Here is a 19976-nt window from a genome sequence, read left to right as displayed (position 1 = left end):
CTGATGGCGCTGTTCTTCACCAGCGATACCCACTTCACCGATCCGCGCATCCTCAGGATCGACAGGCGTCCCTTCGCCAACCTTTCAGCCCACGACGAGGCGCTCATCGCCAACTGGAACGCCGTCGTGGCGCCGAGCGACGAGGTCTGGCACCTCGGCGACTTCGCCCGTGGCAGTCAGGATCATGTCGAGGCGCTTCTCGCTCGCCTCAACGGATCGAAGCACCTCATCATCGGCAACAACGATGGGCCGGCCACACTCGAGGCGTCAGGCTGGGCGTCGGTACACCATTATACCGAAATGACAATCGACGACCGGCTCGTCATTCTATGCCACTATCCCTTCCGAACATGGAACGGCATGAGCCGCAAGTCGGTCGATCTCCACGGCCACTCCCACGGCAAGCTCTCGCCCACCACCCGGCAGTATGATGTCGGCGTCGACGTCTGGGATTTTCGCCCGGTCGGCTTCGAAGAGATCGTGACGCGCCGCCGCCGCGCCGTCAGCCGAGATCGATCAGATCGAGGTCGCCCTTCAGCTCGGCCTGCGCCACCTCGGCCACATGGCGATGATGCGTGAAGAGGATGGGCTGAACCGTTCCGCCGATCGCGGCCAACGCCCTCAGCCCCCGCCGGGTCCGCTCGTCATCAAAGGTCATAAAGAGGTCGTCGCCGATAAAAGGCGCCGCCTCCGCTCGATTGGCATAATCCTCGAGAAAGGCGAGCCGAAGCGCCAGATAGAGCTGGTCGCGCGTGCCCTCGGACAGCCCTTCCAGCGGCACGGCCTCTCCGGTCTCGCGCAGTCCCACGAGACGCGGCACGTCGTCCTCTCCGAATTCCTCCGACAAACGTGAGAACGCACCGGCCGTCAGGTCGCGGAACAGAGCCCCGGCGCGCGCCATCAAGGGATCGCGCCGCTGGCCGCGATGGCGCTCCACCGCCTTGGACAGCAACAGCGCTCCCGTCTTGAGAACCAGCCAGCGTCGCGCCTCTGCCGCCAGCTCCGCTTCGGCGCTGGTCCGGCGGAAAGCCGCGAGCTCGGCGCCGGTCCCCTCCTCCAGCCTCGCGCGATGCCGACACTCGCGGTCCCACTCGGCATAGACCTCCTGAAGCCGTTGTTCGAGGTGACGATCGGCCTCGACGCAGGCCTCCAGTGCCGCCGCCGCGGCATCCGGCGCATAGGATTCCAGCTCGGCGCGCACATGCGCCTCGTCCAGACCGTCGGAGGTCGACAGGAGGTGCCGGCGCCTTTCGTCGAGGCGCTCGCGCACGACCTTCAGGAGGTGAATCCGCTCGAGGTGGCTTGCCGGATCAGCGCCCTCGGGAAGGTGTTCGACCAACCGGGCCAATTCCGCCGATGCGTTCGCCAGCTCCTCGGCGGCTTGCTCCACCTCCGTGGAAATGTCCTTGAGACGGCTACGCGCGGCAGCGCGGCGGGCCTCCTCGGATCGCGCCTCGGCAAGACGCTGGTTGAGAACTTCGGCGGCCTCTACCGCCGGATGCCCCACAAGATCTGGCGCCACAGCCTCGGCGACATAGGTCAGTCGCTGGGCAAAGGCGCCGTTGTCGCGCTGCATGCCGGAGACGCGGCGGGCGTCCTTGTCGCGCGCCTCGATGACTTGCGGCACGCGATCCCAGACGTCGAGCGCGGCGCCGGCCGCCACGATGTCCGCCTGGCCTTGGAGACCGATCGACGGCAGCATCCGCCGCCATTCCTCTCCCCAGGCGGCAAGCGCGGCTTCGATCTCGACAGAGGCGCTTTCGCACCGCGCGATGCGCGATTCCGCATCCTTGATCTTCACCGCCGTTTCGCGGCTCGCCTCCCACCGGCGGGCCAGCGCGCCGATCTGCGCCTCAACCGCACGGCTGAGCGCCACGACATCCAGCCTTTCAGCGCCCGCGACGTCGAGGGACCCGGCAAGGGCCGAGAGCTGCGGCCGCAACCGTTCTGCCGCATGGCGCCCGTCTTCAGCCTCGGCCTTGGCGGCAAGAGCCTCTTCGCGCTCTCGGCGCAGGCTCGCCACCGCCTTCAGCCAGACACTCATCTCCGCCGGAGGAAGCGGCGTGACCGCCGCCGGGACCCAAAGGCGATCCCACTCCGCCACAAGCTCACCGCGCCGCTTCTCGGTGGCATCGAGCTGGTCTTTCAGCCGTTCGCTGTCGCGCACCCGCTCGGCGAGGCGGCGAACGATATCGGCATGGCGGGCGATTCTCGCGGCGTCGGAAACGGCTTCATCCGCCAGGCGGTCCGCCGTCGCGACGGTGTGTTCGTAGCGCGTGATCGCGGTGCTCAGCGCCGCTCCGACAAGAGGCTTGCGTCCAGAAAGATGCGCGACGATCGTCTCCCATAGCTCGCGACGAGCCGAGCGCTCCTCCGCGATGCGATCAGGCGACGGCAGATCCCCCCCGCCCCGCGCTCGGTCATTCTCGTCCTCCAGCCGGGCGATGTCGTCGGCAAGGTCGCCGCACCGCCCGACGAGTGAGCGCCGGCGATCATCGACCTCGGCAAACAGGGCCCGGTACCGCGCGACCGTCTCCTCCCCCGGCAACGCAGCCTTCATCAGCGCATCGAGATCGGCGACCGATGGATTGAGCTGCGCGGCGGCCTCGGTCAGGCGGCGCTGGCGCTCTCGGCTGGCCCGTTCCAGATCGCTCTGGCCCTCCAGGCGACGAAGATCGGGAAGCATCGCATCGAATTCCATGCGAAAGCGATGCGGATCGGCGACGTGCCCCCTTCCCTCCATCTCGGCCAGCAGCCGCGACGCCCTCTCCTGCTCCTCGTGCTTCAGCGCCTGGTTCTTCGCCTGACGGTCCTTGAGATCGCGCCCTCTCTCGATCAGCGCCCGGCCGGCCGCGCAGGCCATCGCCGTCGGTCGGCGCTCTTCGAGGGTATGCACGTCCGGATAGCCCAGGCGCGAGGCAAGCTCGCCCAATTCGGCGAGAGCCGCGTCCCGCTCGGCCACAACGCGAGGCAGATCACGATCGTTGTTGCGGATGCCGCCGGTCTCCCCGAACAGAGCGGTGATCTCGTCCGCCCGCTTGAGAAGCCCTTCGTCGACCGTGATGGATTCGAAGGCGGCGCGCGCATGGGCCGCCGCCGCCTGGATCTCGGCAAGCTTCGTCCGGGCTCCTTCCCGGCGCTGCAGCGCCGCCGAGAGGTCCTCGGCAAATCCCTCATGGGGAGCGGCCATCGGTCCGAGCGTCGCGAGTTCGGCAAGATCGGCGTCGATTTGCGAAACGCAGGGCGCGACGCGCCGCAGACGCTCCAGCCGCGCCTTCTCCTCGATAGCCCGCGCCCGCTCGGCGCGGATGCCGTCGAGATCTAAGGCCAATTCGTCGATGCGCTGGTTGAGCGCCTTCCATGTGCCGACCTTAAGCTCGCTGTCGCGTTCCTCCTGCCTCGCCGAGCGATAACGCTCCAGCGCCTGATCCAGGCTGCGGCTCTGCTTGGCCCGAGTGCCCGAAATGCCGTCGGCGTCATCCTCCAGCGCCCGGCGCAAATCATGCAGCCCCTTGAGGCCGGAGGCGGCGGCGAACATCGCCGCGCCGATCTCGCCGTCGCTCTTCAGCATTTCTTCCGCCCCGTCGCGCAAGCCGCGCGAATCGAGGCCGAAAGCGCGGTGAAAGACGTCGCGACTCAGTCCTCCGAGGAAAGGTGCCAAAGCGTCGTCGGGAAGCGCGGCCTCCTTGTCATCCGCCGAGAGCAGCGTGTTCTTGTTGCCCTTGCGGCGACGGAAGGCGATCCGGCGGTCGTCTTTCGAGGCCAGCGCGGCGCCAACGCGCAGCGACTTCATGTCGTGGAGAAAGTCGAACTGGGTCTGCTTGCCGAAGCCAAACAGCAGATCGCCGATCGCCGCCAGCGCCGAGCTCTTGCCAGCTTCATTAGGACCATAGACGAGATGAAGCCGCGCATCGCGCCGGAAGTTGAGCGAGAGGTCGGTAAAGGCACCGTAGCGCAGTAGATCCAGACGAAGAAGACGCATCAGCCTGCCCCTCCGCCGCAGCGAGCCACAGCCAGATCCCGCGCCTCGGCAATCAGCGCCGCCGGGTCCAGCGCGCCCTCAATGGCAATGCCGGCAGGCAAACGGGTGCCGATCTGCGTCACAAGCGCCGACACCTCTTCGGCGATGTCCGGCTCCTCCGCGATCTGCGCCAATAGAACATCAACGTCTATCGCGGAGAGTTCGCCGACCGCCTGAAGGCTCCGCTCAGGGGCACGAGTGGCCACCACCAGGCGCTCGAGCCACAGATCGAGATGGATGTGGTGACAGATCGCCTGCACTTCCGCCGCCAATCGCTCCCGTTCCGCGACGAGATGATGATGCAGGGGGCCGACGCCCGACAGCGTCAGACGCAAAGCCAAAAGACGATCATCAGGGCCGGCCAGCGCATCGCGAAGCGATGACTGAACGAGCGCAAGAAGGCCCGGCTCGTCCTCAACCTCGGCTATGTCGACGGATACCCGCGCCCAGCGGGCACGGTCGAACACCAGATGCTCGATCTGAGAGACGCTGCCATTCTCCACCGAGACGAGAACCGCCCCCTTCTCGCCCGTTTCCCGGATGTTTCGGCCCTGAAGATTGCCGGGATAGACGACGAACGGGTCGCGGCTGACGATTTCATGGGCGTGGATATGGCCAAGCGCCCAATAATCGTAATTTCGCAGTCTCAGATCCTCGATCGTGCAGGGCGCGTAGGTGGCGTGTCCTGGCCGCCCGTCGAGCGAGGTGTGCAGAAGACCGATATTGAACCAGCCCGGTTCGGGATCGGGATAGTTGATCGCCAGATTCTCGCCGACAGCTCGGTCGGGGAAGCTCTGGCCGTGGATCGCCACCTTGAGATCATCGAGACGATGCGTCTCGGGTTTTCGTGCGGAAAAGCCATGGACGCCTTCGGGAGCTGGCAGGCTCTTGGTGACGACGCTTTCGGCGTCGTGGTTGCCACGGATCAGAAACGCCGGAACGTCGGCCCGCGCCAGCCGAGAAACCTCCCGGTTGAAGAACAGGCCGATGGACGTGTCGCGCCACTCCCGGTCATAGACGTCGCCGGCGATGAGAACGAAGGCCACCTTCTCCTCGATCGCCCGATCGACGAGCGCCGAGAAGGCTTCCCGCCCCGCCGTGGAGAAGCGGGCGGCGATCTCCGGTTCCTTCAGGGTGAGACCGACAAACGGACTGCCGAGATGAAGATCGGCGGCGTGGAGAAATGTGAAACGCGCCATGCGGCCTTTCTGCGTGACGTTGGACGATGCCGTCCATCGGAAACGGCGGGATGACCGCCACCGCCGGCGCGGTGGCAGCCGAATCGCCAACCGAGGATAGCTGACATTCCCCCGTCTTCATCAAGAGATTGTGGCAGGCAGGCGCGACGTCGCCCGTCGGCCGCCATGCGCCCGCGCTCCTTCCACAGGAATTGCGGACCCAGCGACGGCATTGCGTCCGCCTCCGACCGATCATCCCCACAACGCCGGCAAAGCCGGATGAACCCCCTTTTCGTCGTAGACGAGGCCGCCCTCGCGATCCCTGGCGAGCAGAAGCGGTCCGTCGAGGTCGACGAATGTCGCTCCTTGGCCGACAAGCACGGCCGGCGCCATGGCCAGCGAAGAACCGACCATGCAACCCACCATGACCTTGAAGCCGGCAGAAAGCGCCTCGTCCTTCAACGCCAGCGCTTCTGTCAGGCCGCCGGTCTTGTCGAGCTTGATGTTGATCATGTCGTACCGACCCTTAAGGGGTCCGAGCGTCTCGCAGTCATGACAAGATTCGTCCGCGCAGACCGGCAAGGGGCGTTCCATCTCGGCCAGTGCCTCGTCCTTTCCCGCCGGAAGCGGCTGCTCGACCATGGCAACGCCGAGGCGAATCAACACGGGAGCGAGCTCGCGGTAAAGATCGGGCGTCCAGCTTTCGTTGGCATCCACGATGATCCGTGCGTTGGGCGCCCCTTGCCGCACAGCTTCTAGCCGCGCGATATCGCCCTCGCCGCCGAGCTTGAGCTTGAGGAGCGGACGATGGGCGTTGGCCTGCGCCTTCTCCCGCATGGTCGCCGGATCGGCAAGTGAGAGCGTGTAGGCCGTCACCAGCGGCTGAGGCTCGGGAAGCCCCGCCAGCGCATGGACCGGTACACCTGCCCGCTTGGCTTCCAGATCCCAGAAGGCGCAGTCGAGTGCATTTCGGGCGGCCCCGGCGGGGAGGCGCTGCTGAAGCCCCTCCCGGTCGAGACCACCAAGGATCTCATCCCATACCCCGTTCAGCGTTTCGACCACGCTGTCCACCGACTCGCCATAGCGCGGCAGCGGAAAGCATTCGCCCCATCCCCGTCGGTTTCCGTCGAGGAGGCTGGCCGTGACCACTGGCGATTCGGTGCGCGAGCCGCGCGAGATCGTAAAAGAACCAGCAATCGGAAAGACTTCGGGGGTAATGGCAAGTTCGGTCATATGAGTTTGTCCACGAGGCGGCCGACGCCATAGCGGAACGGATCGACGGTTGGCAGCCCCATCCGCGCCTCGGTATCGGCAAGATAGGCCATGGCTTCCTCTTCGCTCATGGCCGATGTGTTGACGGAGACGCCGATCGCCTCCACCGCCGGATTCACGATCTGCGCCAGACGCATAGCCACATCTCGCAGATCTTCCAGCGAGGGCAGGCGATAGTCCGGCAGGCCGCGCATATGCGGGCGGGTCGGCTCATGGCAGAGGACCAGCGCGTCCGGTTGCCCGCCATGAACCAGCGCCATTGTGACGCCCGAGTAGGATGCGTGAAACAGGCTTCCCTGCCCCTCGATCAGATCCCAATGATCGGGTTCGTTGTCCGGCGTCAGCCACTCCACCGCGCCCGCCATGAAATCGGCGACGACGGCATCCAACGGGACACCTTCGCCGGTGATGAGAATGCCGGTCTGGCCCGTGGCGCGGAACGTCGCCTTCATGCCCCGCGTGCGCATCTCGCGCTCCATGGCCAGCGCCGTGTACATCTTGCCCACCGAACAATCGGTGCCGACGGCGAGGCAGCGCTTGCCGGTCCGCTTCTTGCCCGTGGCGATGGGATATTTGACGCTCGGCAACCGGACATCGTGGAGCGCGGCGCCCCCCGTCTTCGCCGCCGCCACCAGTTCGGGCTCGTCGCGAAGCAGGTTGTGAAGGCCGGAAGCGACGTCCATTCCCATGGCCAGCGCCTCCTTGAGCGCGGCGATCCAACTCGGGCCGATGATACCCCCACGGTTGGCCACGCCAACCACCAGCGTCTTGGCGCCTTTCGCCGCAGCTTCGGCCACGGTCATATCCGGCAGGCGCATATCGGCCTTGCAGCCGGGCAGGCGCAGCTGGCCGAGACAGTGCTCGGGCCGCCAGTCGCGAATGCCCTGCGCAACCTTGGCAGCCAATGCATCGGGCGCGTCGCCCAGGAACAACAGGTACGGGGTCTTCAGCATTCTTCGCTTTCCTTGCCAGCTGCCGCGTCAGGGAGGTGAGACGCGGGAGCGTCCTTTTGACGCACAAAACGCGGCGTTTTTCGCCGCGCCTGCCGGAATCGTGGTCACGCCTCCAAATCGAGCACCTACGTCGCCCGCGCGCAAGGGGCAATTTCCGGTTTGGCTCCCCCGCTCGTTGTCGCAGCGCCAACCTATGGTCGCCGGGCTTGCGCAGATCGCGCTGCTATGAAAATGATCATGCCTTAGGGAAGGGCGCAGCTTGACCGGCCTTGAAATTGACGCTGTTCTTCACTGGCCGGAACATGACAGCGATAGGACGTTCATGGAATATTTTCTCCAACAGTTGATAAACGGGATTACCCTCGGCTCGATCTACGGGTTGATCGCCATCGGCTACACCATGGTCTATGGCATCATCGGCATGATCAACTTCGCCCACGGCGAAATCTTCATGATCGGCTCCTTCATCGCGCTGACCGCTTTTCTTGTCCTGGCATCGCTTGGGATCACGTTTCTTCCGCTGGTGCTCCTCATCATATTGATCGTGGCCATGGGCTTCACCGCGCTCTGGGGTTGGTCGATCGAGCGCGTGGCCTACCGGCCGTTGCGCGGCTCCTTCCGGCTCGCGCCGCTGATTACGGCCATCGGAATGTCGATCTTCCTGCAAAACTTCGTCCAGGTGACCCAGGGCGCGCGCATCAAGCCCCTGCCCCCACAGATCACCGGCGGCGTTACGCTTCTCAGCAGCAGCGACGGCATCGTCGTCCAGCTCTCCACGATGCAGATGATCATCATCGTGACCACGGTCGTGTTGATGGCGGGCTTCACCACCGTCATCAACCGCACGTCGCTCGGCCGTCAGCAGCGCGCCTGCGAGCAGGACCAGAAGATGGCAGCGCTGCTTGGCGTCAACGTCGACCGCACCATTTCGCTGACCTTCGTCATGGGCGCCGGCCTCGCCGCCGTCGCCGGCATCATGTACCTGCTCTATTACGGCGTGATCGACTTCTACATCGGCTTTCTGGCCGGCGTTAAGGCCTTTACCGCCGCGGTCCTTGGCGGCATCGGCTCCCTGCCCGGCGCCATGCTCGGCGGGCTCGCCATCGGCCTCATCGAGACTTTCTGGTCCGGATATTTCTCGGTCGAGTACAAGGACGTCGCGGCGTTCTCTATCCTCGCCATCGTGCTGATCTTCATGCCCTCGGGCCTCCTCGGCCGGCCGGAAGTCGAGAAGGTCTGAGCCGTCATGTCCAGCTTCGACCCCACCGCAGACACCACTCCCGAAGGCGCGGAACGCCAGGACGAGGAGCGCCGCCGGGCCGCGCAGGGCGAGCCGCCCTTCGTCGAGGCCGCGACCCCAGAGTCCCGCCTGGCGGGATCGCTCCGAGAAGCCGCGATCACGGCGGGCATCGTGGCCGCGATCACATTGTTCTTCTTTGCCTTCCGCACGGAAATCGCCATAGGCGGCCTTGAGCTCACTGTCCGCTGGCCGGTTTGGCTGTCCTGGATCGCAATCGCCTTTGTCGGCCGGTTTCTTCTGTCCTTCTTCCTCTATCGGGCGGACCGCACGAAGGCATCCGGTGCCGCGAAAGGCGCGCGCGGGGCCGCTGCGGTCGGCCTCGGCAAGGTGCTCGCCGTCGTCTTCCTGCTCATCGCGCTGACGCTGCCGATACTCCTCGACACTCTCTTCCCGAGCCAGAACCGCTACATCCTCGATCTCGCCATTCTCATCCTCACCTACGTGATGCTCGGATGGGGCCTCAACATCGTCGTCGGCCTCGCCGGGCTTCTCGATCTCGGCTACGTCGCCTTCTACGCGGTCGGGGCCTACTCCTTTGCGTTGCTGTCGCAGAATTTCGGCCTCGGCTTCTGGGTCTGCTTGCCGATGGCCGGCCTTTTCGCCGCGCTCTGGGGCTTGATGCTTGGCTTTCCCGTGCTGCGTCTTCGGGGCGACTATCTGGCCATCGTCACCCTTGCCTTCGGCGAGATCATCCGCGTCGTGCTTCTCAACTGGGCGGATTTCACCGGCGGTCCGAACGGCCTTCTCGGCATTCCTAAGCCAACCCTTTTCGGCCTGGAATTCAGCCGAGGCGAAGGCTCGTTCTCGGACTACTTCGGCCTCGACTATTCGCCGATCCAGCGCTTCGTCTTCCTCTATTATATCATCCTGGCGCTGGCTCTCCTGACCAACTTCATCACGCTGCGCCTGCGCAAGCTTCCGGTCGGGCGCGCCTGGGAGGCGCTCCGCGAGGACGAGATCGCCTGTCGTTCGCTGGGCATCAACACCACCAACGTCAAGCTGACGGCCTTCGCCACCGGGGCCATGTTCGGCGGTTTCGCCGGCTCCTTCTTCGCGACGCGCCAGGGCTTCATCTCGCCAGAAAGCTTCACCTTCATGGAGTCGGCCATCATCCTGGCGATCGTGGTTCTCGGTGGCCTCGGTTCGCAGGTGGGCGTGGTCATCGCCTCTGTGGTGATGATCGGCGGCATCGAGATGCTGCGCAATCTCGGCGTCCTGACGGACTTCTTCGGCCCGAGCTTCGATCCGACGCAATACCGGATGCTGTTCTTCGGGCTCGCCATGGTGCTGATCATGGTCTGGAAGCCCCGGGGCCTCGTCTCGTCCCGCTCGCCATCCGCCATCTACAAGGAAAAGAAGAAGATCGGCGCCGACATGGTCGCACAGGGCGAGGGTCATTGATGTCTGAAATGTCACCACGCTGGACCCAGGACCCCGTCCTCAAGGTCGAGAACCTCACCATGCGCTTCGGCGGCCTCACCGCCATCGACAGCCTTTCCTTCAATGTCGGGCGCGGAGACATCACCGCGTTGATCGGGCCGAACGGCGCCGGCAAGACGACCGTCTTCAACTGCGTCACCGGCTTCTACAAGCCAACCGAGGGGCGCATCTCCCTGCGCCGGGGACGTGGCGTCAGTGACGCCATGGTGGACGAACTCACCACCAGCGGTAATCAGTTCTCCAGGGACGGGGAACGATCGGTCTTCCTCCTGGAGCGCATGAGCGACTTCAAGATCACCGAGGTCGCCGGCGTCGCCCGCACCTTCCAGAACATCCGCCTGTTCGGCGGCATGACGGTTCTGGAAAACCTGCTGGTGGCTCAGCACAACCGCCTGATGGCCGCCTCCGGCTACACCATCTTCGGGCTGCTCGGGCTGCCGGGGTATCGCCGGGCAGCCGAGGCCGCCAAGGAAAAGGCGATCTTCTGGCTGAGCCATGCCAACCTTCTCGACCGGGCGGACGATCCGGCCGCGGACCTTTCCTACGGCGCCCAGCGTCGGCTCGAGATCGCCAGGGCCATGTGCACAGATCCCGTCCTGCTTTGCCTGGACGAGCCGGCGGCGGGGCTCAATCCGCGCGAATCGGCGGACCTCAACACGCTGATCAAGTACATCCGCGACGAGCACGGCGTCTCCGTGCTGCTCATCGAGCACGATATGGGCGTGGTCATGGAAATTTCGGACCACGTCATCGTCCTCGATTACGGACGAAAAATCTCCGACGGCACGACGGATGCGGTGCGCAGCGACCCGAAGGTGATCGCGGCCTATCTTGGCGTCGACGATACCGAGGTCGACGAGGTGGAGAACGATCTGGACCACGATGTGGCGCCGACGCCGGCCGCCCCGGCGAACGCGGAAGGAGTGCGGCCATGAGCGCGGTAATGGTCGAGGAGGGGATGAAGGGCGCGCCACTTCTGTCTGTTCGGGGGGTGGAAACCTTCTACGGCAAGATTCAGGCGCTTCGCGGCATCGATATCGACGTCTACGAGGGCGAGATCGTCACCATGATCGGCGCCAACGGCGCCGGCAAGTCAACGCTGATGATGACCATTTGCGGCAATCCGCAGGCGCGTAACGGGCAGGTCATCTATCGCGGCGAGGACATCACGCGCCTCCCCACCCACACGATCATGGCGAAATCCATCGCGCAGTCTCCCGAAGGCCGGCGCATCTTCGGCCGAATGACGGTGATGGAAAACTTGCAGATGGGGGCGCTCCTTCAGGACGAGGCCTATTTCGACGACGACCTGCGTCAGGTCTTCGAGCTTTTCCCGCGCCTGCGCGAGCGCCAGGGGCAGCGCGGCGGCACGCTTTCGGGCGGCGAACAGCAAATGCTGGCAATCGGTCGGGCGCTGATGAGCCGCCCTCGCCTTCTGCTTCTCGACGAGCCCTCGCTCGGCCTCGCGCCATTGATCGTCAAGCAGATCTTCGATGCGATCCGGGAACTGAACCAGAGCCAGGGCCTCACGGTCTTCCTTGTGGAGCAGAACGCCTTCCATGCCTTGCGCCTCGCCCACCGAGGCTATGTGATGGTGAATGGCGCCATCACCATGTCGGGCACGGGCCGCGAACTGCTGGCGCGGGAAGAAGTCCGCAGCGCCTATCTCGAGGGAGGAGCCCACTGATGGCCAACGCGCTTCTCTGGGAAAGCTCGCTCGGCGAGTTCATCTTCGTCACGGTGATCCTGGGCGGCGGCGCCGCCTGGATGATCGGCCGCTCGACCGCCCTCACCTGGAGCGGATGGGCGGTCGCCGCAGCCTATGTCGTGCTCCTCACGATCGCGGTGCGCTTCATCCATTTCAGCCTGTTCCACGGCACGTTCTTCCTGCCGCTCGCCGGGTTTGGAACGGCGCTTCACTATGCGATCGTGGATCTCGTGGTGCTGATGGCCTGGGCCGCGGCCGGGCGCTCCGTCGTCCGCGGACACCAGATGCAGCGCCAATATGACTTTCTGGCAACGCGGGAAAGCAACATGAAATAACCCGCTTGGAACGCCCCGGAGCTTCGATCCGGCGTCCAGCGGTTAAGCCCATCCCATGCAGATCGGGGAGAACAGATCTGCTTCATGCCGCACAGAACGACAAAGGGAAGGTGTTATGAAGAAAGTACTCCTGACAGCCGCCGCAGTGAATGCACTTTTTGCCGGCGCGGCGTTCGCCGATATTACCATCGGCGTCGCGGGTCCGATGACCGGCCAGTATGCCGCCTTCGGACAGCAGTTGAAGATCGGCGCGCAGCAGGCCGTCGAGGACATCAACGCCAAGGGCGGCGTCCTCGGTGAGAAGCTGGTCCTGTCGGTGGGTGACGACGCTTGCGACCCGAAGCAGGCTGTGGCCGTCGCCAACCAGTTCGCCTCGCAGGGCGTGCCGTTCGTCGCGGGCCATTTCTGCTCGGGCTCCTCGATCCCGGCCAGCCAGGTCTATGCGGATGAAGGCATCGTCCAGATCTCGCCGGCCTCGACCAATCCCGCCTTCACCGATCAGCGCCCCGGGCCTGGAATCTACCGCGTCTGCGGCCGTGACGACCAGCAGGGCGCCGTGGCCGGCGAGTACATCGCCAAGCACTTCCCGGACACCAAGGTTGCGGTGATCAACGACAAGTCGGCCTATGGCAAGGGCTTGGCCGACGAGACGGAAAAGTCTCTGAAAGCTGCCGGCAAGGACCCGGTGCTGGTTGAGTCCTACACCGCCGGCGAGAAGGACTACACCGCCCTCGTCACTAAGTTGAAGCAGGCCGGCGTCGGGCTCGTCTATGTCGGCGGCTATCATCCGGAGGCCGGTCTGATGGCCCGCCAGATGAAGGAACAGGGCATGAAGACCCTGATCATGTCGGGCGACGCCCTCGTCACCGACGAGTACTGGGCCATCACCGGCGACGCCGGCCAGGGCACGTTGATGACCTTCTCGCCAGATCCGCGCAAGAACGCCGAGGCCAAGCCGGTCGTCGACGCGCTCGCCGCCAAGGGCCAGACGGCGGAAGGCTATGTGCTCTACACCTACGCCGCGATCCAGGCCTGGGCAGACGCGGCCGAAAAGGCCGGCTCGACCGAGCATGACGCCGTCGTCAAGGGCCTCGACGAGGGCACCTTCGACACCGTCGTCGGCAAGCTCGAGTTCGACGACAAGGGTGATGTCACCCTGCCTGGCTACGTCGTCTACGAGTGGAAGGACGGCAAGTACGACTACGTCGCCGAGAAATAAGCTCGGCGCGCGCCAATCCTGAAAAAGCGGAAAGCCCCGGTTTCGACGCCGGGGCTTTCTGCATGTCAGGACTTGGTGGATGCGGCGCCTGGGAGGAGAGCGCCGCGTCCGAAATCAGCCCTGAAGAACGCTCTTCACCGCCGGGTAGAGGGCGCGGTAGCGGCGGTAGGCATCGCGGAAGGGTCCGATCAGGCTTTCCTCCGGCTGGAAGCGATCCGCCAGCGGGGGAACGGTGAGCACGGACAAAGGATCGGCGCCCGTCGCCGCGCAAAGGCCGAGGCGCGCCGCGCCGAAGGCCGCGCCGAAATCGCCGCTCTGCGGCAGCACGATCTCGGTTTCGAGCACCGTCGCCATGAGCTTCAGCCAATAGCGCGAGCGCGAGCCCGCGCCGACCGCGATCAGCTTGTCCACCGTCTCCGTGCCGCCGCCGGCCTCGACGCAGTCACGCATCGAGAAGGCGACACCTTCCAGCACGGCCTTGACCATGGCGGCGCGGTCCGTATCCGCCTCGAGCCCCGCGAAGACACCACGGATCGCGGCATCGTTGTGCGGCGTGCGCTCGCCCGACAGGTACGGCAGGAAGACGAGCCGGCTCGGGCCTTCGAGCGTGTCGCCGAGGCGCGCCGTCAGGTCGCCCGGCTTCTCCTCGAGCAGCTTCGAGAGCCACTCCAGCGAGCCGGCGGCCGAGAGCGTCACGCCCATCTGGTGCCACAGGCCCGGAATGGCATGACAGAAGGTGTGGAGCGCGGTCTCGGGGCGCGGGTCGTAGCCCGCCGACGAGGTGAAGAGCACGCCCGAGGTGCCGAGCGACAGGAATCCGGTTCCGGGCGCCACGACGCCGACGCCGCAGGCAGACGCCGCGTTGTCACCGCCGCCGCCGGCAACGGCCACGCCCGCCTTGATGCCCCATTTGGAGGCGAGTTCGGCGCGCAGGCCGCCGCTTGATTCCGTGCCCTCGACAAGGCGCGGCATGGCGGAAAGCGGAAGGTCCGTCTTGGCGAGCATCACCGGCGACCAGTCGCGCTTGCCCGTATCGAGCCAGGACGTGCCGGCCGAGTCGGACATCTCCGACACCGCCTCGCCCGTGAGCCAAAGTCTCAGATAGTCCTTGGGCAGAAGAACGCGCTTCACCTTGGCGAAGAGCTCCGGCTCGTGACGCTTCACCCAAAGCAGCTTCGGCGCCGTGAAGCCGGGGAAGACGATGTTGCCGGTGATTGCCCGCGCCTCTTCGGTGTCGAGCTCCTTGGCTTCCTCATGGGAGCGCGTGTCGTTCCACATGATGCAGGGGCGCAGAACCTCGTCGCCCTCCCCCAGGATCGTCGCGCCGTGCATATGGCCCGAAAGGCCGATGCCCGCCACGGCGGCGAGCTCCGCCGGATGTGCCGCCTTGAGCTGGTCGAGCACGGCCTCCGTCGCCGAAATCCAGCTCTTGGGGTCCTGTTCGGACCAGCCGAAATGCGGCCGCTCGACCGTCAGAGGCACACTGGCTGTACCGATCGGCGCCTGGTTTTCGTCGATCAGCAACGCCTTGAGAGAGGAGGTGCCGAGATCGAGTCCAAGATATGTCTGCATCGCTTGTTGTCCTTCCCGAGGGTCTCTTTCGCCCATTTCGAGCTTCGCCGCGTCTGGCGCGGCGAAGGCCAGCCATCTCCTCTCGGCGATGAGCGAAGGGCTTTCCCCCTTCGCTTAACGCACTTGATCCTGTCCGGCTCGGCATCTTTTTCCGAAGGTCGTGCAGGATTTTACGCGCTGCTCAGACGTAGCGGTTGAGCACGCCCTCAAGATACTCCTGGCGACCGGAGCGCGGCTGCGGGTTGAGCCCGAGCGCGCGCTCAGCCACCTGCTCCAGGCTGCGCTCGCCAGCGAGCACGGCCTTGCCCTCGGCCTCGTCCCAGCCGGCATAGCGCGCGGCGACCGGGCCTTCGAGCGCCTTGTCGGCGAGCATCTTCTCCGCCGCGAGCAGGCCGCGCGCGGCGGCGTCCATCGAGGCAACGTGCGCGATCAGGAGGTCGTCCGGATCGATCGACTGGCGACGGATCTTGGCATCGAAGTTCATGCCGCCGGTGGTGAAGCCGCCGTGCTTCAGGATCTCGTGCATCAGCAGCGTCAGTTCGCCGACGTTCATCGCGAACTGGTCGGTGTCCCAGCCGAGAAGATCGTCGCCACGGTTGATGTCGATCGAGCCGAAGATGCCGAGCGCATAGGCCAGCCGCACCTCGTGATCGAAGGAATGTCCGGCGAGGATGGCGTGGTTCTGCTCGATATTGACCTTAACGTCCTGGAGCAGGTCGTAGCGCTCCAGGAAGCCGTAGACCGTCGCGACGTCGTAGTCGTACTGGTGCTTGGTCGGCTCCTTGGGCTTCGGCTCAATCAGGATCGGGCCGTTGAAACCGATCTTGTGCTTGTAGTCGACGAGCATGGACAGGAAGCGGCCGAGCTGGTCGAGCTCGCGCTTGAGGTTGGTGTTGAGCAGCGTCTCATAGCCTTCGCGCCCGCCCCAGCACACGTAGTTGGCGCCGTTCAGGCGCTTGGTGGCGTCGATCGCCGCCTTCACCTGACCGCAGGCATAGGCGAAGACGTCGGGGTCCGGGTTGGTGGCAGCGCCCGCCATGAAGCGGCGGTTGGAGAAGAGGTTCGCCGTACCCCACAGGAGCTTCGTCTTCGACGTCTCCATCTTCTTCTCGAAGATCTCGACGATGGCGTTGAGGTTGGCGATCGACTCCTTCAGCGAGGCGCCTTCCGGCGCCACGTCGACATCATGGAAGGCGAAGAACGGCATGTCGAGCAGCTCGAACATGTCGAAGGCGACGTCGGCCTTCTGCCGGGCCAGCGCCAGCGGATCGGCGCCGTGCATCCACGGCCGGTTGAATGTCTCGCCGCCGAAGGGATCGCCGCCCGGCCAGGTGAACGAGTGCCAATAGGCGGCGGAGAAGCGCAGATGGTCCTCCATCCGCTTGCCCATGACCATCCGGTCCTTGTCGTAGAATCGGAAGCCGAGAGGATCGGTCGAGCCCTCCCCTTCGAATTTCACCGGCGTCTGGCGATTGAAGAACGAAGTCACCGTCATGCCTGAATCTCCCTGAGATGATGCTCGCCGCACCGGCGCCGAGCGATTGATGATGTACGTACCTCAAGGCACTCATCTGCGCAAGAGAGGTCGCGAAATGACCACAATGGGAAATGGAGGCGTTAAGGGGGAGGCGTCCCTGCCGCCGCGGGCATATTTCGCGGTTCGGGTCGCAACGCCGCCGATTTGAACAGAGTCGAGGCACTGTCAAATTTGATGCAGATGCGCCTTGCAGCAGGGGTTGCGGAAGCGCTAGTTCATCGGGTCCAGCGCATCCTCCCGCGCTGCTTCGACCTCAAGAAGGAAGTTTCTCATGAGCCGCACCGTCTACGTCAATGGCAGCTATTTGCCTGAAGAGGAGGCGACGGTCTCGATCTTCGACCGCGGCTTTCTGTTCGCCGACGCCGTCTATGAAGTGACCTCGGTGGTCCGGGGCAAGCTCATCGACTTCGACGGGCATATGGCGCGGCTGAGGCGGTCCCTCGGCGAGCTGGCGCTGTCCTCGCCGGTGAGTGACGAGGAGATGCTGGCGATCCACCGCGAGCTCGTGACGCGCAACGATATCGACGAGGGGCTGATCTATCTTCAGGTGACGCGCGGCAGTGCCGGCGATCGCGATTTTGCCTTCCCTCCGGCGGACACCAAGCCGACGCTCGTCCTCTTCACCCAGGCCAAGAAGGTCATCGAAAACCCTGCGGCCGGCACGGGGCTCAAGGTGATCTCGATCGACGACATCCGCTGGGGCCGCTGCGACATCAAAACGGTGCAGCTTCTTTATCCCTGCCTCGCCAAGATGGCGGCCAAGCACGCCCATGTCGACGACGCCTGGATGGTGCGCGACGGGCTGGTGACGGAGGGCTCCTCCAACAACGCCTACATCGTCACCTCGGAAGGAACCATCGTCACTCGCGAGAAGTCCCAGTCGATCCTTCACGGCATCACGCGTGCCGCGACGCTGCGCCTTGCCGAAGAAAAGGGCCTCAAGGTCGAGGAGCGCGGCTTTTCGATCGAGGAAGCGAAGAATGCGCGCGAAGCCTTCATTACCTCGGCCTCGCTCTTCGTGATGCCGGTGGTGGAGATCGACGGCGCCGCCATCGGCGAAGGCCGGCCCGGCGAGCTTTCGCGCCGGCTTCGCGAGATCTATATCGAGGACGCTCTCAAGACGGCCATTTGATCCAACTCACTCGCCGGCCGACGCTTAAGAGAGGGCAGCGCCAGCGCGCCTGGCGCACGGCCGGCGGTTTCGCTTGACCAGACAGGCAGTTGCGGGGAACGCTTCCATCCATGAACACGATTCGATCCATCTGCGTCTATTGCGGCTCCTCCCCCGGCCGCGATCCCATCCATATGGCGTCCGCCGAAGCACTCGGTCGCTCCATGGCCGAAGCCGGTATCCGGCTCGTCTATGGCGGAGGCACCAAGGGCATCATGGGGGCTGTGGCCGATGCGGTGCATCGCGGCGGCGGCGCCGTGACCGGCATCATTCCGCGCTTCCTCATCCACAAGGAAGCATCGGAGGCTGAGCTCGGCAGCCTCGACGAACTCCACGTCACGGACAACATGCACCAGCGCAAGCACATGATGTTCGAGCACTCCGATGCCTTCGTCGCCCTGCCGGGCGGCATCGGCACACTGGAGGAACTGATCGAGATCATGACTTGGAGCCAGCTCGGCCGCCACGCCAAGCCCATTGCCATCGCGAATATCGCGGGCTTCTGGGACCCGCTTCTCGGGCTCATCGACCATATGGCCGATGCGGGTTTCATCCACACCGCCCATCAGGTGCGTCCGCTCGTCATCGACCGCGCGGAAGAGATCGTGCCAGCAATCCTGGCGGCAGCGCCGCACCCGGCGGAGCAAGAAGGCTCCGACGACATCAAGCGGATGTAATCCGCGCTCCCGCGCCGGGTGATCGCCTATTCGGCGGGGCAGCGTTGCCTCGCCTCGTCGCCGGAGCGGGCCTCAGGCGACGAGGCCGTCCGCTTCCGGCTGAAGAGCGAGTACGTATAGAGCGCCAGAGCACTCCAGATGAAGGCGAAGGCGACGAGCTGGCCCGCTGAGAAAGGCTCGCCATAGACGAACACCGCGATGAAGAAGACGCAGGTCGGCGTCAGGTATTGCAGAATGCCGATCGTGGTGAAGCGCAGAAGCCTCGCGCCGGCGGCATAGAGGATGAGAGGCGCGGCCGTGAGCGGGCCGGCGGCGACCAGCAACGCCGTCTCCCGTATGTCGACCAGGAAGCCGCCGCTGCTCGGCGCCAGCATCAGAAGGGCGAGAGACGGCAGGAAGAGGATCGTCACCTCGACGAAGAATCCCTCGGATGCGCCCACCGGCACCATCTTGCGGATCAGACCGTAGAGCCCGAAGCTCAAGGCCAGGACGAGCGACAGCCACGGCAAGCCGCCCTTTTCCACGGCCATCACAGCGACGCCGATCACCGCCAGCGCAATCGCGCCGCCCTGGATTCGCGTCGGCCGCTCGCCGAGAAAGATCGCGGCCAGCACCACGTTGAGCAGTGGATTCACGTAGTAGCCGAGCGCCGCAGCGACCATCTGACCACTTCCGACGGCATAGATGTACGTGCCCCAGTTGACGGAGACGAGTGTCGCCGTCAGCGTCGCGAGAGCCAGCGTCCGCGGGCTGCGAAAATGGCGCCAGACGCCCCCCAGCACACCTTGCAACCAGAGAATCAGAACCGCGACGGGCAGCGACCAGATGATGCGGTGCGCGAGGACCTCCAGCGGAGGGACGTCGGCCAGACTCTTGAGGTAGATCGGGAGGATGAACCCCCAGATGCCATAGGCGCCGAGTGCGTAGAGAAAGCCGCGCCTATCTTCTGTTTCCGCCGCCATCCCGTCACCGCTCCATGGACCAAGGCGACAGATGTAGCAGCGTCAAAGCGTCGCGACAGCCCGATTTTCCTTCATGGCATCCATCATTTTTATTGATGGATTTTCGCACGTCCCGCGGCGGGTCACGGCTTGTCGCCGGTTGTGCCATCCGTCTCGAAGTCGGGCTGCTGGTAGGAGACGATTCCCTCGAGATAGGGATTTTGCTCGGCATCCTCTTCGGTGGAGCGGCTCGGCAGATCGCACAGGCGATCCACAAAGGGAAGCTTAGCCTCCAGGCCGTACTGGATCACCGGCGGAATGGCCGAAGGGTCGTCGAAGGCTCCGATGGCAAGCGCGACGCCGTCCGGTGCCTCGTAGGTCAGCGGCGTCCCGCACTCCGAACAGAAGCCGCGAAGCACCTTGTTGGACGATTGAAAACGCTTGGGCTCCGCCCGCGTCCACGAGAGATCGGCGAGATGAACGCTGACCAGCGGCGCGAAGAAGTTACCGAACGCCTTCTGGCACATGCGGCAATGGCAGATGGACGCCTTCTTAAGGGCGCCGTCGATACGAAAGCGGACGGCGCCGCACTGGCAACCACCGGTGTAGACTGGCTTGTTCTCGAGCGTCATCGCGTCCCTCGTCGAAACAG

At 65.0% G+C, this 19976-nt stretch carries 17 protein-coding genes; 9 read left to right on the top strand and 8 right to left on the bottom strand.

Features of this window, described 5'->3' with window-relative positions; all coding sequences use genetic code 11:
• Positions 1–3 precede the first annotated feature (3 nt).
• Entirely contained in the window at positions 4–579 is a 576-nt protein-coding gene (locus B5D38_RS19960; RefSeq protein WP_078710248.1) for a metallophosphoesterase family protein, read from the top strand.
• Here the strand turns inward: B5D38_RS19960 and B5D38_RS19955 are convergent.
• The 4 genes from B5D38_RS19955 to dgcN all read right to left on the bottom strand — a co-directional run bounded on the left by B5D38_RS19955 (position 503) and on the right by dgcN (position 7424).
• Complete coding sequence (locus B5D38_RS19955) at positions 503–3982, bottom strand: YhaN family protein (protein ID WP_078710214.1); 3480 nt, start codon at positions 3980–3982, stop codon at positions 503–505. The two genes, B5D38_RS19960 and B5D38_RS19955, sit on opposite strands and share 77 nt — an antisense overlap.
• Positions 3982–5220, bottom strand: a complete 1239-nt coding sequence (locus tag B5D38_RS19950) for a metallophosphoesterase family protein (protein WP_078710213.1) — start codon at positions 5218–5220, stop codon at positions 3982–3984. The genes B5D38_RS19955 and B5D38_RS19950 overlap by 1 nt, the downstream gene beginning before the upstream one ends.
• A 231-nt stretch (positions 5221–5451) precedes the next feature.
• Positions 5452–6432 carry an N-acetyl-D-Glu racemase DgcA gene (dgcA, locus tag B5D38_RS19945; protein WP_078710212.1) on the bottom strand — a complete coding sequence of 327 codons (981 nt, stop codon included), beginning with the start codon at positions 6430–6432 and terminating at the stop codon, positions 5452–5454.
• On the bottom strand, positions 6429–7424 hold the full coding sequence (dgcN, locus tag B5D38_RS19940; protein WP_078710211.1) for an N-acetyltransferase DgcN: 996 nt from the start codon (positions 7422–7424) through the stop codon (positions 6429–6431). The genes dgcA and dgcN overlap by 4 nt, the downstream gene beginning before the upstream one ends.
• A gap of 322 nt (positions 7425–7746) precedes the next feature.
• Here dgcN and B5D38_RS19935 point away from each other — a divergent pair, with 322 nt between their 5' ends.
• The 6 genes from B5D38_RS19935 (at position 7747) to B5D38_RS19910 (ending at position 13426) form a co-directional block, all read left to right on the top strand.
• A complete protein-coding gene (locus B5D38_RS19935; RefSeq protein ID WP_078710247.1) occupies positions 7747–8664 on the top strand; it encodes an ABC transporter permease subunit in 918 nt (305 codons plus the stop codon).
• A 6-nt stretch (positions 8665–8670) separates the two neighbouring features.
• On the top strand, positions 8671–10125 hold the full coding sequence (gene livM, locus B5D38_RS19930; RefSeq protein ID WP_078710210.1) for a high-affinity branched-chain amino acid ABC transporter permease LivM: 1455 nt from the start codon (positions 8671–8673) through the stop codon (positions 10123–10125).
• Positions 10125–11099 carry an ABC transporter ATP-binding protein gene (locus B5D38_RS19925; protein WP_078710209.1) on the top strand — a complete coding sequence of 325 codons (975 nt, stop codon included), beginning with the start codon at positions 10125–10127 and terminating at the stop codon, positions 11097–11099. Before livM ends, B5D38_RS19925 begins: the two co-directional genes overlap by 1 nt.
• Complete coding sequence (locus B5D38_RS19920) at positions 11096–11851, top strand: ABC transporter ATP-binding protein (protein WP_245319418.1); 756 nt, start codon at positions 11096–11098, stop codon at positions 11849–11851. Before B5D38_RS19925 ends, B5D38_RS19920 begins: the two co-directional genes overlap by 4 nt.
• On the top strand, positions 11851–12207 hold the full coding sequence (locus B5D38_RS19915; RefSeq protein WP_078710208.1) for a DUF6867 family protein: 357 nt from the start codon (positions 11851–11853) through the stop codon (positions 12205–12207). Before B5D38_RS19920 ends, B5D38_RS19915 begins: the two co-directional genes overlap by 1 nt.
• Before the next feature lie 115 nt (positions 12208–12322).
• Positions 12323–13426, top strand: a complete 1104-nt coding sequence (locus B5D38_RS19910) for a branched-chain amino acid ABC transporter substrate-binding protein (protein WP_078710207.1) — start codon at positions 12323–12325, stop codon at positions 13424–13426.
• 114 nt (positions 13427–13540) lie between these two features.
• Here the strand turns inward: B5D38_RS19910 and xylB are convergent, their stop codons facing one another.
• Both xylB and xylA read right to left on the bottom strand, forming a co-directional pair.
• Positions 13541–14998, bottom strand: a complete 1458-nt coding sequence (gene xylB, locus B5D38_RS19905) for a xylulokinase (protein WP_078710206.1) — start codon at positions 14996–14998, stop codon at positions 13541–13543.
• Between the two features lie 181 nt (positions 14999–15179).
• Positions 15180–16493: a xylose isomerase gene (xylA, locus tag B5D38_RS19900; protein WP_078710205.1), complete on the bottom strand. Its 1314-nt coding sequence runs from the start codon at positions 16491–16493 to the stop codon at positions 15180–15182.
• A 313-nt stretch (positions 16494–16806) separates the two neighbouring features.
• Here xylA and B5D38_RS19895 point away from each other — a divergent pair, with 313 nt between their 5' ends.
• Positions 16807–17667, top strand: coding sequence for a D-amino-acid transaminase (locus tag B5D38_RS19895; RefSeq protein WP_078710204.1), 861 nt, complete (start codon positions 16807–16809; stop codon positions 17665–17667).
• A 110-nt stretch (positions 17668–17777) separates the two neighbouring features.
• Positions 17778–18383, top strand: a complete 606-nt coding sequence (locus tag B5D38_RS19890) for an LOG family protein (RefSeq protein ID WP_078710203.1) — start codon at positions 17778–17780, stop codon at positions 18381–18383.
• Positions 18384–18409: 26 nt separating this feature from the next.
• Here B5D38_RS19890 and rarD read toward each other — a convergent pair whose 3' ends face one another.
• Together rarD and B5D38_RS19880 are read right to left on the bottom strand one after the other, a co-directional pair.
• A complete protein-coding gene (gene rarD / locus B5D38_RS19885; protein ID WP_078710202.1) occupies positions 18410–19345 on the bottom strand; it encodes an EamA family transporter RarD in 936 nt (311 codons plus the stop codon).
• 122 nt (positions 19346–19467) lie between these two features.
• Positions 19468–19956, bottom strand: a complete 489-nt coding sequence (locus B5D38_RS19880) for a GFA family protein (protein ID WP_078710201.1) — start codon at positions 19954–19956, stop codon at positions 19468–19470.
• Positions 19957–19976: the final 20 nt, after the last annotated feature.

Source organism: Consotaella salsifontis (assembly GCF_900167365.1).
Classification (GTDB): domain Bacteria; phylum Pseudomonadota; class Alphaproteobacteria; order Rhizobiales; family Rhizobiaceae; genus Consotaella; species Consotaella salsifontis.
The sequence above is the reverse complement of the archived record's forward strand: the minus strand, read 5'-3'. Positions and strand labels throughout refer to the sequence as shown.